14 protein-coding genes are annotated in these 14,132 nt (G+C 41.4%); all 14 read right to left on the minus strand.

Going from position 1 to position 14,132, the window contains the following annotated elements; translation table 11 throughout:
* Positions 1-37 precede the first annotated feature (37 nt).
* Positions 38-832, minus strand: coding sequence for a sporulation transcription factor Spo0A (spo0A, locus tag DXA60_RS01805; RefSeq protein WP_015520632.1), 795 nt, complete (start codon positions 830-832; stop codon positions 38-40).
* A 115-nt stretch (positions 833-947) separates the two neighbouring features.
* Positions 948-2,414 carry a GGDEF domain-containing protein gene (locus tag DXA60_RS01810; RefSeq protein ID WP_241070683.1) on the minus strand — a complete coding sequence of 489 codons (1,467 nt, stop codon included), beginning with the start codon at positions 2,412-2,414 and terminating at the stop codon, positions 948-950.
* Positions 2,415-2,463: 49 nt separating this feature from the next.
* Positions 2,464-3,690: a SpoIVB peptidase gene (spoIVB, locus tag DXA60_RS01815; RefSeq protein WP_117918978.1), complete on the minus strand. Its 1,227-nt coding sequence runs from the start codon at positions 3,688-3,690 to the stop codon at positions 2,464-2,466.
* A gap of 154 nt (positions 3,691-3,844) precedes the next feature.
* The gene (gene recN, locus DXA60_RS01820; protein ID WP_199536171.1) at positions 3,845-5,515 is read right to left on the minus strand and encodes a DNA repair protein RecN; all 1,671 of its coding nucleotides are present in this window, start codon (positions 5,513-5,515) and stop codon (positions 3,845-3,847) included.
* A 67-nt stretch (positions 5,516-5,582) separates the two neighbouring features.
* Positions 5,583-6,035, minus strand: coding sequence for an arginine repressor (gene argR / locus DXA60_RS01825; RefSeq protein ID WP_117918982.1), 453 nt, complete (start codon positions 6,033-6,035; stop codon positions 5,583-5,585).
* Positions 6,036-6,066: 31 nt separating this feature from the next.
* Positions 6,067-6,927 carry an NAD(+)/NADH kinase gene (locus DXA60_RS01830; RefSeq protein ID WP_117918984.1) on the minus strand — a complete coding sequence of 287 codons (861 nt, stop codon included), beginning with the start codon at positions 6,925-6,927 and terminating at the stop codon, positions 6,067-6,069.
* Positions 6,928-7,740 carry a TlyA family RNA methyltransferase gene (locus tag DXA60_RS01835; RefSeq protein WP_117918986.1) on the minus strand — a complete coding sequence of 271 codons (813 nt, stop codon included), beginning with the start codon at positions 7,738-7,740 and terminating at the stop codon, positions 6,928-6,930.
* Between the two features lie 21 nt (positions 7,741-7,761).
* Entirely contained in the window at positions 7,762-9,627 is a 1,866-nt protein-coding gene (gene dxs, locus DXA60_RS01840; protein WP_117918988.1) for a 1-deoxy-D-xylulose-5-phosphate synthase, read from the minus strand.
* An 82-nt stretch (positions 9,628-9,709) separates the two neighbouring features.
* Complete coding sequence (locus DXA60_RS01845; protein ID WP_117918990.1) at positions 9,710-10,600, minus strand: polyprenyl synthetase family protein; 891 nt, start codon at positions 10,598-10,600, stop codon at positions 9,710-9,712.
* Positions 10,601-10,629: 29 nt separating this feature from the next.
* Positions 10,630-10,848, minus strand: coding sequence for an exodeoxyribonuclease VII small subunit (xseB, locus tag DXA60_RS01850; protein ID WP_117918993.1), 219 nt, complete (start codon positions 10,846-10,848; stop codon positions 10,630-10,632).
* Entirely contained in the window at positions 10,841-12,043 is a 1,203-nt protein-coding gene (gene xseA, locus DXA60_RS01855; RefSeq protein ID WP_117918995.1) for an exodeoxyribonuclease VII large subunit, read from the minus strand. Before xseA ends, xseB begins: the two co-directional genes overlap by 8 nt.
* Complete coding sequence (nusB, locus tag DXA60_RS01860) at positions 12,040-12,435, minus strand: transcription antitermination factor NusB (RefSeq protein WP_186898694.1); 396 nt, start codon at positions 12,433-12,435, stop codon at positions 12,040-12,042. The genes xseA and nusB overlap by 4 nt, the downstream gene beginning before the upstream one ends.
* Before the next feature lie 92 nt (positions 12,436-12,527).
* Complete coding sequence (locus DXA60_RS01865; RefSeq protein WP_006857647.1) at positions 12,528-12,905, minus strand: Asp23/Gls24 family envelope stress response protein; 378 nt, start codon at positions 12,903-12,905, stop codon at positions 12,528-12,530.
* A 123-nt stretch (positions 12,906-13,028) separates the two neighbouring features.
* Positions 13,029-13,757 (minus strand): Fic family protein, encoded by a 729-nt coding sequence (locus DXA60_RS01870; RefSeq protein ID WP_117918999.1) that lies wholly within the window; start codon positions 13,755-13,757, stop codon positions 13,029-13,031.
* Between the last annotated feature and the right edge of the window lie 375 nt (positions 13,758-14,132).

The following is a 14,132-nucleotide window of genomic DNA, read 5'->3' on the forward strand; positions in this document are numbered from 1 at the left end:
AGAATATTATAACTCTTTTTCGCTTTTCTGAAAAGTATTAATACATTTTATGTTCCAGTCTGATACGATCCGTGATCAGTGCAATAAACTCTGAATTGGTCGGTTTTCCCTTTCCATTGTGGATCGTATAGCCAAACATCTCATCAATTGTATCCATTTTCCCCCTGCTCCATGCAACTTCAATCGCATGGCGGATTGCTCTCTCCACTCTGCTTGACGTCGTCTGATACTTCTTTGCAATGGTCGGATAAAGGATCTTTGTGATAGAATTCAGCATCTCCATATCATTTACGGACATAACGATAGCATCCCTTAAATACTGATATCCTTTGATATGTGCCGGAACACCGATCTCATGGATGATCTCCGTTACGTCCGCTTCAAGACTGCGTTCACTGACCGGTTCTGCTTTCTCATATGCGTTTATCTTGCGTTTTTCCATTCCCGGTACACTGCGGTTTTTGATCCGTTTGATCCGGTCAATGATCATATCATTGTCAAATGGCTTCATAATGTAATAAGATGCCCCCATATTGATCGCATCTTCCGTGATACGATCCTGTCCGATCGCACTGATCATGATAAATGCAGGGTGTTTTTTTATTGTTTTATCCTTGTTCACACGGCTAAGTACTCCAAGTCCATCCAACTTTGGCATCACAATATCGAGAAGTACGATATCAGGTTCTTTTGTTTTTATCACACGATAAGCTTCCTCACCGTCTTTTGCTGTCCCCACCACATTCAATTCGTCATCACTTTCGATAATATCTCCTAATAACTGTAACATTATCTCATTATCATCAGCAATTGCTACACTTAATTTTTCCATTTCAAGCCCTCCTGTGACAAAAATCATAAATTATTTGCAATTTGATGATACTTATTTCCGGTCAGATTATTTGTCGAATGTAGTCGTCAAGCGCAAAAAACACATAAAATATGGATTATTCTACAATAATACGGAATCCATCTCTTCCATTTTCTTTTACTTCATACAATGCTTTATCTGCATGTTCGATCAGGCTGTTCCTGTTCTCCTGTTTGTCCGGCAAAAAGCTGGCATATCCCTGGGAAATCGTGACCGTCACCTGTCTGCCTGAACCCTTATCTTCTATATGTAACTGTTGTAAATTTTCTTTGATCGTCCGGGCAATTCCTGTAATTACATCTTCCTCGCCATTCTGGATCATTAAGACAAACTCATCTCCGCCATATCTGTATGCCTTCCCGCATCCTGCCACGGCTGCTTTCAATACATCTGCAACCAGCTGCAGACAACGATCCCCCTGAATATGTCCATATGTATCATTGTGCTGTTTAAAACAATCAATGTCAAGTATGCCTACCGCAATCTTTTTGCCTGTCTTTATTGCCTGACCGATCACATCCACAGCATCTTTCTCTAACATGTACCGGTTGCCCAGTCCGGTCAGCGCATCCTGATTCGAACGTATCTCTGCATGTCTACGCTGTTCTTCTTTTTCCTGAAGTTCAATCTTTAAATCGATCGCGCGTGCACGTTCCTCATTATCCGCTTTTTTCTGCTGCTGTGACACTTCTACGTAATGAATACACAGCTTCACATATTGCTCTGTGTCACCGAGTTCTTTATAGTACTCTAACCACATTTCTGTAAGCAGCATTTCATAATAAACGCTGTGCTGCTTTTTAACATACTGTTCAAACACCAGAATAACTTTCTTCCACTTGTCAAACTCACGCATATCCTTTAACAATGCACACAAATCACTCATGTCTTCAATATAATCTGCTGCATTTGAATCATCAATGCCGCCTTTGATCAATTCGTCCAGATGCTCATATACATATTCTTTTCTTCCAATGCTCCAGTAAAGTCTTGATTTCAATGTCAGATACGAGTAATAATACATCCCATCCATAACATCTTTGCTGCATTTTTCTAATTTAACAAGCTCCTCACATGCATCATCCAGCCTGTCAAGCTCTCCATATGATTTCATCAGATTCATATGTGTAATCAGATATCTTATCTGAAAATTTTCATTCTCCGTATCCGTAACTTTTTCAAGTTCATCAGCAGACTTTTCAAAATAATCAATCGCTTTCCCATGCTGCTGCAGTTCCTGATATCTCGATCCTATGTTATTATAGGCTAATGCCAGAACTGACGTTACGCCATGTCTTTTCGAACATTCCAGTACTTCCAGATAACAATCCATTGCTGCTGATTCATTGCCAAGCGAAATATAGATAACGCCCATCATGTTCTGCGCATATGCGTACTGTTCGTAATTCTTTTCTGTCTGATATATATCAATCGCATTCTGCGTTAACGCTGCTGCCTTATTTAATTCTTTTGAAAAGAAGGCAGTCCGGCCTTTTTCCATATATTCTGCTGCTAATTTCTCTGTTTCACTCTCTGAATACATGTGTTCACCTACTTATGCAAACTGTTAATTTGCTTTAATAATATCATATTTAATTATGATAGGAAAGCATTTTCTCAACAAATATCCCATATCCCCTGGTCGGATCATTCACGAGCACATGAGTCACTGCTCCGATCAGTTTTCCATCCTGTATGATCGGGCTTCCACTCATTCCCTGTACGATTCCTCCCGTCAATTCCAATAGCACAGGATCCGTAACCCGGATCAGAATTCCTTTATTTTCGTCATTCCCCTTATAATCAACGCTTTCCACCATTACTTCATACTTTTTACTTTCCCCGGAAACAGATGATACAATAAATGCGCTTCCAATCCTGATATCCTGTTTATAACGCACTTCATAGCACTCACCTGTTTCTAACCACTTCAAGTTTCCATTCAGGATGCCATGAATGCCAAGATCTGTATTTTGCATGATCGATCCTATTTTTGTATTGTCTCCATACTGGATAATACCGGAAAGTTCTCCGGGAGTTCCCACTTTTCCCTTTTTTATGCCTACAATGTCCGTATGGTAAAGATATCCCTCCGACATATTCATGATCGTTCCGGTATCACTGTCACTTACCGCATGTCCAAGTGCCGCATAAGTTCCATCCGGCTTATAATACGTAAGTGTACCCACTCCCGCAAGATCATCCCTGACCCAGATACCAAGCATGTATTTTCCGCTGACACTTTTAACCGGATCTAAGGAAACTTCAATGTATTCTTCGCCACGCATGATTCCAAGAACATCTTTTCCCCCACCTGCCTCATTCACTGCTGCTGCAAGATCTTCCTTCTCATTAACTGCCTTTCCGTTTACACTTACAATATAATCCCCGCTTTTTACAAGATTTTCTGATGGTTTTACCTCACGTCCATCTATCTTTTCAACTTCTCCATTTCCTATTACAAGAACACCCTTTGTTTTTGCATAAATCCCAACCGGCATTCCACTTGCATAAACGGTTTCCGGCTCCACCAGCATGACCGTGATGTCCTTAACAGGAAAAATTCCAAATAATCTACAGTTCACACGATACGTAAGCGTTGAATCTTCTGTCAGATAATCAAATACCTCCGTGCCATCCTGCTTTAATACAATGCTGACCGGTACTTTAAAATCATACGATACTGTTTCTCCTGCCCTCACATATATCTCATCCGGAACAGCATTCTGAAATGATCTCACAGCAAAAATCAGTGTCAAAAAGAATCCCATACAGGTAAGATTTTGTATAATTTTATAATAAGCACTTATTTTTTTCATTTTTTCTCTCCTGTTTTACCCATATTTCGCAAAAAAAGAAGATATCCTGTTTTTGATATCTCCTTTTTATTATATGTGCTTTTTTCTTTTTCACGCTGTTATTTATCCAAACTGTACTGCCACTTCTTTACAATCCAGCCTCTTTTTGGAATTTTTATTTTTTCTTTTTTAAAGCAAGCTCTTTCATTTCTTTCGCACTCTCTCTTACCTTATCCGTGATCTCGACACCTCCAAGCATACGTGAGAGTTCATCCACGGTCTCTGCAGGATCAAGCATTCTGATCTTCGATACTGTTGAACCGTTTGAGACAGCTTTTTCGATCAGATAATGTGCATCTGCCATCGCAGCGATCTGCGGAAGATGTGTGATACAGATGATCTGGTGTGTACGTCCTAAAAGGTTCATCTTCTCAGAAACCATCTGTGCAGTACGCCCGCTGATCCCGCTGTCAATCTCATCAAAGATCAGTGTCTCAACCTCATCCTGATCGGCAAGCACTGTTTTTATTGCGAGCATGATCCTCGAAAGTTCTCCACCAGATGCTACTTTTCCGAGAGGACGCACCGGCTCACCCGGATTGGTAGAGATCATAAACTCTGCGTCATCATACCCGTTGGCAGTATAACTTGATAACACACCAAACCGCATTTCAAACACAACATCCAAAAAATTCAGATCTTTCAATGCATCTGTCACTGCAGCAACCAGTTTATCTGCATGTTTTTTACGGACAGCAGACACTGTCTCACATTTTTTCTGCAGATTTTTCTCTGCACTTTTTACTTTTTCTTTCAGATCAGCCAGATAAGTATCATAATCCTTTAAATGAAGCAGACGTTCCTGTTTTGCTTCGCATGCGTTTAAGATTTCCTCAATGGAACTGCCATATTTTGACTTTAAATGGTTGATCTCATCTAAACGCTTTTCCAGCTGATAAAATGTTTCTTCGTCAAAATCCGTATCTTCCAGATAATCTGCGATCTCACGGTTAAAATCGTTGAGCAGATTGTCGATCTGTGTCAGCATCTCTTCCATATCAGCAATTTTATCATCATATGCAGATACACCTGAAAGCTCTCTTAGTGCCCGTCCGGTCAGTTCCGATGCCTGATCATTTCCTCCGGTATACTGATATGCCTGATTCAGTGCTTCCACGATCTTTTTTCCATTGATGAAACGCTTATACTGTGTCTCTAATTCTTCATCTTCGCCTATGGTAAGCCCTGCTTCTTCAATCTCACCAACTTCATATTCCAGAAAAGAGACCTCCCTTAAGCGTTCTTCTTCATCCACATCCGCTTCGTTTAACTCTGCTACAAGTCTTTTATATTCCTTGTACGCGTCTGCAAGCTCCTTTTTCGGCCGTTCGATCTCTTCCTTTGCATAACTGTCAAGAATCTCTAAATGCTTTTTTTTCGATAAAAGAGACTGGTGCTCGTGCTGTCCATGAATATCGATCAGAACTGAGGCGATCTCTTTTACTTTTGAAACAGGCACACTTTCTCCATTAATCTTTGAAACACCTCGTCCACCAGTGATCTTACGGCTTAAGATAACCTCATCGTCCTCAATCTCCACCTCAAGCTGTTCTAAAAGCATTTTCTGTTTTTCTGTAACAGAAAAAATAAGCTCCACAAGTGCTGTTTTTTCCGGATCACGCAGCATCTCTTTTGAAACCTTTCCTCCAAGTGCAAGATTGATCGATCCGATGATAATGGACTTTCCGGCTCCCGTCTCACCGGATAAAATATTTAACCCCTCTGCAAAATCGACCTCCGATTCATCAATCAGTGCTAAATTTTTCACATGTAGATTTTGTAACATAGAATCTCCTTCCTGCGCTCTCACGCGCATTCTCTCCCGGAAGTATCTCCTTTTTTCTGATAGCCTGTTATTCTTCTACAATCTTGCGCAACCGTCCCATTACTTCAACAGTTTCCTGTACACTTCTGACTGCACACATAATCGTATCATCCCCTGCGATGCATCCCACCACTTCATGCAGATGCATAGCGTCTAATGCCGCAGCCACCGCCATTGCCATTCCTGAAACGGTCTTTATCACAAGGATATTCTGCGCCATATCCATGGAAACAAATCCATCACGGAATACCCTTGTATATTTCTCGGACAGATCTTCATTTGCCTCCATCAGCGCAACATACTTCTGCCTGCCCCCGTTGATTGCGACTTTCGTCAGCTTTAACTCCCGAATATCCCTTGAAACCGTTGCCTGAGTTACCTGATACCCTTCTCTCTCTAAGTAATCTGATAATTCCTCCTGGGTTTCAATGTTATTCTTTTTTATCAGTTCAAGTATTTTTTCCTGTCTTTTTGTCTTCATACTTTCTCCTGTTCTAAAGATAGATCCACTATTATGTATAAGCACTCATCTTTCTGCGCAGTATTTCAAGAAAACTCTCACTGCTTAATTTGCAGATCTTAGCCGTATCTTCTGCCCTGCGCACCACAAAACGGTCACCAACTTCCAAACGCACTTTGCTGTCTCCGTCAAAGCTGACTTCTACCATCTCGTCTTTCTGCGACCGGCGCTTTCCAAGTTCTACGGTAACCTCCTCATCTGCACTGATCACAATACTTTTTGAACTTAGATTATGATCATTGATCGGTGTGATCAGCATCATCTGTGCCTTCGGATCCACGATCGGGCCACCCGCAGACATATTATACCCGGTTGAACCGGTCGGCGTCGATATAATAATTCCATCAGCGCGGAATGTATTCAGATACTCCCCATTGACATAAACGATCAGATTTACTACCGAGAGTGCCCCGGTTCGGTGAATTACCACATCATTGAGTGCAATATCCGCAGACAGGATCTCTCCGTTTTTGATTCCATATCCACCAAGCATCATCCGCTCCTCGACCATGTAATCATCTTTCATGAGTTTGTCAACTGCCTCAAATACATCCTTTTCTTCAAGTTCGCACAAATATCCTAATGTTCCAAGATTGACACCGATCAAAGGCAGCCTGCTCTTTACCAAAGCTGCTGCAGCCCGGATCAGCGTGCCATCCCCGCCAAGCACTAAAACGCCCTGTGTATCCGCAGGAATGTTTTCTTTATGTGGTGCCGCCTCCCCCGGTGTCTCTCCATTACTGAAAAAAACACTGCAGAAACCACCTTTATTTTCGATATATTCTTTGATGCGGTTCGTCAGTCTTGCCTCTGCGTCCTTATAATAGTTTGTAATGATCAGAAAATTTTTCATTTATTTATCCAGTTCCCCATGTGCAGCTTCTACCACTTTTTGTACATCGACGTTTTCTTCCATGCCTGCCTGTTCCACATCCTGTTCTTTCTTTAAATGCACCAGATATTCAATATTTCCCTCCGGTCCCTTGATCGGCGAATATTCAAGATGAAGAACCGAAAATCCGATTGAAATGGCAAACAAAATAACTTTATCGATTACTTCCTCATGAACGGATTTGTCACGTACAACACCTTTTTTTCCTACTTTTTCTCTTCCTGCTTCAAACTGTGGTTTGATAAGACAGACCATCTCACCACCATCTGCAAGCAGTTCTCTTGCCGGTCCAAGCACCTTTGTCAGTGAAATAAATGAGACATCAACCGATGCAAAATCCAGCACATCATCAATATCCTGTGGTGTCACATAACGGATATTTGTTTTTTCCATACAGACTACTCTCGGATCCTGCCTTAACTTCCATGCGAACTGACCATATCCGACATCAACAGAATATACCTTTTTTGCGCCATTTTGAAGCATACAGTCTGTAAATCCTCCGGTCGATGCCCCGATGTCCATACAAACCTTATCATTTAACTCTATATCAAAATGTGTCATTGCTTTTTCAAGTTTCAGACCACCTCTGCTCACATACTTTAACGTATTTCCTTTTATCTCGATCTTTGCTTCCGTATCAAACATGGAACCAGCCTTGTCCTCGCGCTCATTCTCTACGAACACATTGCCTTCCATGATCATTGTCTTCGCTTTCTCCCTGGACGGTGCCAGTCCTCTGTTTACCAACAGTAAATCCAATCTTTCTTTCAATGAATCTGTATCCTTTCTGCCTTATAATGGATGATAAACTTCTTTGATCCGTTTTAATATAGTATCCGCATCAATACAAACTTCGTGGTAGAGAATATCAACATTTCCATGCTCCACATACTCATCCGGAATCGCAATGTTGAGTACATTCACATAAATCCCCTGTTCATTATAGAACCTTGTAATATGTTCTCCAAAGCCGCCATTTATGACATTTTCTTCCATAGTGACTATAAGTGTATGTTTTGATGCAGCTTCCATTAACATCTGTGTATCTAATGGTTTCGCAAAACGGGCATTGATAAGACTTGCCGGAATCCCTTCTTCCTTTAATGCCGCATGCACAGTCTCGGCCGTCTTAACCATTGATCCTAATGCCACAAGTGCAATCTCCGATTCGCGGTAAATCCATTCGCTTCTGCCAACGGATATCGGCTGCCTGTATTCTTTCAGTCCGTCATATGCCTCTCCCCGCGGATATCTTACCGCAACCGGCGTTGGAAAATCAACGGCATATTTGATCATATCAGAAAGCTCCCATTTGTTTTTTGGCGCCATGATCGTCATATTCGGAATCGTAGACAGGTAAGATATATCAAAAATACCCTGATGCGTCTCTCCATCACTGCCTACAAGCCCTGCCCGGTCAATTGCAAAAACAACCGGCAGATTCTGAATACACACATCATGCAGGATCTGATCATAGGCACGCTGCAGGAAAGATGAATATACCGCAAATATCGGTTTCAATCCCGCTGCTGCAAGTCCGGCAGCAAATGTGACTGCATGCTCCTCCGCAATTCCGACATCAAAGAAACGATCCGGGAACATATTATGAAACCGTTTCAGACCCGTACCATCCGTCATTGCCGCCGTAATAGCTACTACTTTTTCATCGCGGTCACCGAGTTTGCGCATCACAGTCGAAAAAATATCTGTGTAATTTGCTTTTACTCTCGGCTTACTCGGCAATCCGGTTTCAATATCAAACGGCTCTGTCCCATGAAATCTTGCCGGATGACGTTCTGCCGGCAGATACCCTGCACCTTTATGCGTCAGGACATGCACCATAACCGGTCCTTCAATATTAGATGCTTCTTTCAGCAGCCGCAATATTCCCTTCATATCACTGCCATCAACAGGGCCTAAATAAATAATTCCCATCTCTTCAAAAAGCATGCCCGGAATAAACAGTTGTTTGATCCCGCTTTTCGTCTTCCGGATTCTCTCTACCATTTTATTTCCATAAACCGGAATCTTATTCAGGGAATTCATGACACCCATTTTCAGATCCAGATAAGCGTCTGCTGTACGGAAACCGGATAAATAGGTTGAAAGTCCTCCGACATTTTCAGAAATAGACATATTGTTGTCATTCAGCACAATAATAAAATTTGATTTTAGCTGTGCTGCATTATTTAAAGCCTCAAAAGCCATACCTCCGGTCAGTGCTCCGTCTCCGATCACAGATACTACTTTGTAGTCCTCGCCCGAAATTTCTCTGGCGTGGGCATAGCCAAGTCCTGCCGAAATCGAAGTAGAACTGTGTCCCGTATCAAAACAGTCACAATCACTCTCTTTTCTTTTGGGGAAACCGCTCATCCCGCCATATTTGCGGAGTGTATCAAAGTTATCCTTCCTCCCTGTCAGAAGTTTATGGGTGTAAGACTGATGACCAACATCCCAGATCAGCTTGTCCTTTGGCAGATCTAAAAACAGATGAAGTGCCATGGTAAGCTCTACAACCCCCAGATTCGATGCTAAATGTCCACCGGTAACCGATATTTTCTGAATTAAAAATTCGCGGATCTCATCCGCTAATATCGCCAACTCTTCCTCACTGAGTTCTTTGATATCATTTTCTTTTTTTATTTTTTCCAATATCATACTGACTTCCTCTGTTTCCCGGTTCTCTTTTCGTACCGACTATTATTCCTGACAATAGAATGTTCACAGAGCGGACATTCTATTATTTCTCACGCGAGATCAGATAACGCAATAATTCTGTCAGGAATTCATTTTTTACAACAAGTGTTTCCATCTGTGCAATCGCCTGTTCTGAAAGGTCTGCAACATCCCTTCCTGCTTTTTCGATACCCTCATACGTCACATACGTACTCTTGTGATTTTTTTCATCACTGCCGATCGGTTTTCCAAGTACTTCCATCGTACTTGTCACATCAAGAATATCGTCCTGTATCTGAAATGCCAGACCGACTTTAGATGCCACTTCTTCCACGATCTTTTGCTCATTTCCGGTTGCTCCTGCAAGAACGGCTCCGATCATCATAGATGCCTCGATCAGTGCACTCGTCTTGAGACGATAGATAAAATCAAGTTTCTCTTTTGTCATATCGCAGGTGTTTTCCGACTCTACATCCACAGTCTGACCGCCAACCATTCCATAAATTCCCGCTTTTACAGATAAAATACGGATTGCTTTTCCGATTCCCGGATTCTGTGGTTCGATGTCAAGTGCCTTTGTTGCTGTCTCAAATGCATATGTTAAAAGGGCATCCCCGGCGAGGATCGCCATCGCCTCCCCATACACCACATGTGTTGTCTTCTTGCCGCGGCGGTATTCGTCATTGTCCATCGCCGGCAGATCATCATGCACCAGTGAGTATGTATGTATCATCTCGATCGCTGCCATAAACGGCTCGATCACTTTTGACCTTCCGCCAAACAGCCGGTAAGTCTCTAACATCAGAATCGGCCGTAATCTTTTTCCTCCTGCAAGAAAACTGTAATTCATAGCTTCGATCACCGTTTTCTGATATCCTTCCTCTTTTGGCAGATAGGAACTTATGATCTGTTCTGCCTCATCCGTATGTCTGCCTATTTCCGCTTTGATATCCATATCTGCTCCTCCATATGCACCGTCTGTATTTAAAAATCTGCCAGTTCACCTTTTGCGTTTAAAATCTGCATCTTTTTCTCTACCGTGTCTAACATCACATTACATTCTTTTAATTTCTCCACACCGCTCTGATACAGTAAAAATGACTGTTCCAATGAAATTTCCGGCTGTTCCATCTGTTTTAAAATATCCTCAAGCTCTGCAAAGTTATCTTCGAGTGCAGGCTTGTTTTTTGTCTCATCACTCATGCAAAACCTCCGTTACCTCTGCTTCTAATGCACCTTTTAAAAGACGGATCTTTACGTGATCACCTGTTTTTATACCTTCTGTATCTGTCAGCGTATGCCCATCTTCATCCGTCACATAAGAATATCCCTGTGCAAGTTTTTTGACCGGCGATACGCCTTCTAATCTTTCTGAAAGTAATGCCAGTCTGTGCCTGCGCAGTTCGATCATATGTTCCATACAGTTTCTTAACTGTTCTTCCAGATCCATGGCATATTTTCGTTTTTCACGCAGCTGCCCCTCCGGGCTCAGATAAGAAAGTCTGTCTGATGCATGTTTTAATTCTTTTCGCATCTGCTGCACACGCTGCATATTTAAAAGGAACATTCTGTCTTTTATTTCATCCAGCCTTCCTGCCACTGCTGCATAGTCAAACACCGCAAGTTCTGCAGCCGCTGACGGTGTCGGTGCACGAAGATCTGCCACAAAGTCTGCGATCGTCCAGTCTGTCTCATGACCAACCGCTGAGATAATTGGTGTTTTACACTCAAAGATAGCACGCGCCACCTCTTCCTCATTGAATGCCCACAGATCCTCAATCGAGCCACCGCCCCTGCCGACGATCATAACATCCACACCAAGTGCATCTAAGGCATGGATGCCATTTATAATGCTTTCGGCTGCACCATCTCCCTGCACCAGTGCAGGATATAAAATAAGCTGAACGAACGGGTTGCGCCTCGCAGAAATATTGCGGATATCCTGCACGGCTGCACCGGTCGGTGCTGTCACCACACCGATCTTCATTGCGTATGAGGGGATTGGCTGTTTATATTCGGCAGCAAACATTCCCATCTCTTCTAATTCCTGTTTTAATGCTTCAAACTTCTGATAAAGGTTTCCGGCTCCATCCAGTTCGATCTCTCTAGCATAGATCTGATACTTTCCATCGCGTTCATACACTTCCACCGAACCGGTCACTACAACCTGGTCGCCCTCTTTCATCTGAAACTTCAGACCTTTTCTGCTTCCTGCAAACATTACCGCATTCAGTGTTCCAGCTGCGTCCTTGATCGTAAAATAAATGTGCCCGGAGGTATGATATTTGCAATTCGACACCTCACCTTTTACACTAATCCTCTGTAACATAAAATCCTGGGCAAACATATTCTTGATATATGTATTGACCTGCCCTACGGAATATACGTTTTTCATCATACCAGTTTTGCCAGTACACCGTTTACAAATGAAGGTGAATTATCTGTACCATACATTTTTGCAAGTTCCACAGCCTCATTGATCGCAACTTTTGCAGGAACATCTTCCTCATACAGCATCTCATACACAGCAAGACGGATCAGTGTCAGATCTACTTTTCCCATTCTTCCTGTCTTCCAGCCTTCGGAGACCTCATTGATCTTTGCATCGATCTCCCCGATCTTTTCGGAAATCTTTTCTACTTTATCAAAAATATATGTCTTGTCTTTTTCTTTCCAGTCACAGGCATCATCCTCGCACAGCGAAAGCTGCTCTGACATTTCCTCCTGATTATAAAATTCCACACGGAACAGCATTTTAAAAACCTGCTCTCTTATCTCTCTTCTGGTCATATTGTTTTCTTCTGTCATCCTTTCTAATTATAATTTTTACGCATAAGGAAAAAGGATGTCGCTTAAGACACCCTCTTTTCCTTAGAATAGCATTATTTATTATTGCCCATGTCCACGCTTGCGATACGGATGTTCACTACGGATACTTCAAGTCCTGTCATATTTTCAATCGCATTTTTTACTCTGTCCTGTACTTTGGCTGATACTTCCGGAATTGAATAACCATAAGAGATATTCAGCGCAACGTCTACATTGACGGTTCCCTCAAGCACCTCTACGCGAATGCCTTTGGAAAGATTCTTCATGCCAAGCTTACTAACAAGTTCATTTGTAATGTTGCCAGCCATGGAACCTACCCCTTCAACCTCAGTAGCGGCAAGCCCTGCAATGATGGCAACTACCTCATCTGCTATCTTCACTTCTCCCAAATTACCATCCTTTATTTTAAATGTTTTTCTATCCTCACCCATCGCTAATTGCCTCCTAAGTGATATTATGAGTCTATTATAACAGACTATTCTTATTTTGGAAACTAAAATTTGTATAAAACTGTGGAGTGAACTGTGAAGTAGTTTTATCAGCCTCTCCTTCATTTAAATCAGTTTGATATATGCATCTAGCTGCTCTTCTTCCAATTCAGCCACTAAATCTGTGAATCGTTCAAGTTCTCCCTGTACAGCATAAACTTCTAAAGCGTTATAATAATCCAATCGATTTTCTTTTGCTATAGATACTGGCAAAAACCCTGCTGACATAAGCTGATAAATCATCAATAATCTTGAAGTTCTGCCATTTCCTTCAATAAATGGATGAATGCGCACAAATTCCGCATGTGTCCATGCTGCATATTCAACAGGATTCAATGCATCCTTTTTCCGTCCTAAATCATCATAAAAATTTTTAATTTGAATAAACATATCATTTCCAACTGGTGGAACGTGCACCGCGCCACTGATCCGTACCTCCTGATTCCGGTAAATACCGCCCACTATAATATTTTCTGTCAGAATTGCATGAATATCCTTTACAATATGCTCATCCAAGGCTTTTCCTTCTGCTATACACTTTTTAACATACTGATATGCCTTCTTATGATTGACAACCTCATATATTTCCCGCAGTTCTTTTCCACCTACAGCAATTCCATCTTCTAAGACTACCTTTGTTTCCATCAACGTCAATGTATTTCCTTCTATAGCCGTGGAATTATGCGTAAAAGTCAGTTCAAAGTCCTTTTCATAGGAAGATAATGTGACTGTATCTATCTTATCTTTTCCCTGACTATATATTTTTTGTTTTTCTAAAATTCTATTCAGATTCATAATAGACCTCTTTGATTTGCATTCATGCATTTCTCATATATATTATTGTATCGCAAACTAATTTTTACATTTCATCATAGTCATCTCCAAGATTTTTCATTTTTCCAAAAAATAAAGCACCTCAATATAATAATTATACCAACGCCCCTGCCTTTTGTAAAATCAAAGTTTCGTATTCAAAAATACTGTTAAATTTTAAAACTCCCTTTTCGGAAATGTGTTCCATATGTTTGCCAAATAATGTAACAGCTCCTTATTTACTCACAAATAAAACAAATCCTATAATTATATGAATCCTGTACAATATATCGCACAAAAAAGGCGGAAAATAAGGCATATCAGATAACCTAATATCTAGTATGCCCTAACTGCCTG

Source organism: Roseburia sp. OF03-24 (assembly GCF_003463035.1).
GTDB lineage: Bacteria > Bacillota > Clostridia > Lachnospirales > Lachnospiraceae > Roseburia > Roseburia rectibacter.

Excerpts from the sequence above, each read along its gene's own strand:
- xseB (WP_117918993.1), bottom strand. The coding sequence starts at position 10,848 with ATGAGTGATGAGACAAAAAACAAGCCTGCACTCGAAGATAACTTTGCA.
- DXA60_RS01865 (WP_006857647.1), bottom strand. The coding sequence starts at position 12,905 with ATGGGTGAGGATAGAAAAACATTTAAAATAAAGGATGGTAATTTGGGA.
- DXA60_RS01810 (WP_241070683.1), bottom strand. The coding sequence starts at position 2,414 with ATGTATTCAGAGAGTGAAACAGAGAAATTAGCAGCAGAATATATGGAA.
- recN (WP_199536171.1), bottom strand. The coding sequence starts at position 5,515 with ATGTTACAAAATCTACATGTGAAAAATTTAGCACTGATTGATGAATCG.
- DXA60_RS01870 (WP_117918999.1), bottom strand. The coding sequence starts at position 13,757 with ATGAATCTGAATAGAATTTTAGAAAAACAAAAAATATATAGTCAGGGA.
- dxs (WP_117918988.1), bottom strand. The coding sequence starts at position 9,627 with ATGATATTGGAAAAAATAAAAAAAGAAAATGATATCAAAGAACTCAGT.
- spo0A (WP_015520632.1), bottom strand. The coding sequence starts at position 832 with ATGGAAAAATTAAGTGTAGCAATTGCTGATGATAATGAGATAATGTTA.
- spoIVB (WP_117918978.1), bottom strand. The coding sequence starts at position 3,690 with ATGAAAAAAATAAGTGCTTATTATAAAATTATACAAAATCTTACCTGT.
- argR (WP_117918982.1), bottom strand. The coding sequence starts at position 6,035 with ATGAAGACAAAAAGACAGGAAAAAATACTTGAACTGATAAAAAAGAAT.
- DXA60_RS01845 (WP_117918990.1), bottom strand. The coding sequence starts at position 10,600 with ATGGATATCAAAGCGGAAATAGGCAGACATACGGATGAGGCAGAACAG.
- xseA (WP_117918995.1), bottom strand. The coding sequence starts at position 12,043 with ATGATGAAAAACGTATATTCCGTAGGGCAGGTCAATACATATATCAAG.
- nusB (WP_186898694.1), bottom strand. The coding sequence starts at position 12,435 with ATGACCAGAAGAGAGATAAGAGAGCAGGTTTTTAAAATGCTGTTCCGT.
- DXA60_RS01830 (WP_117918984.1), bottom strand. The coding sequence starts at position 6,927 with ATGAAAAATTTTCTGATCATTACAAACTATTATAAGGACGCAGAGGCA.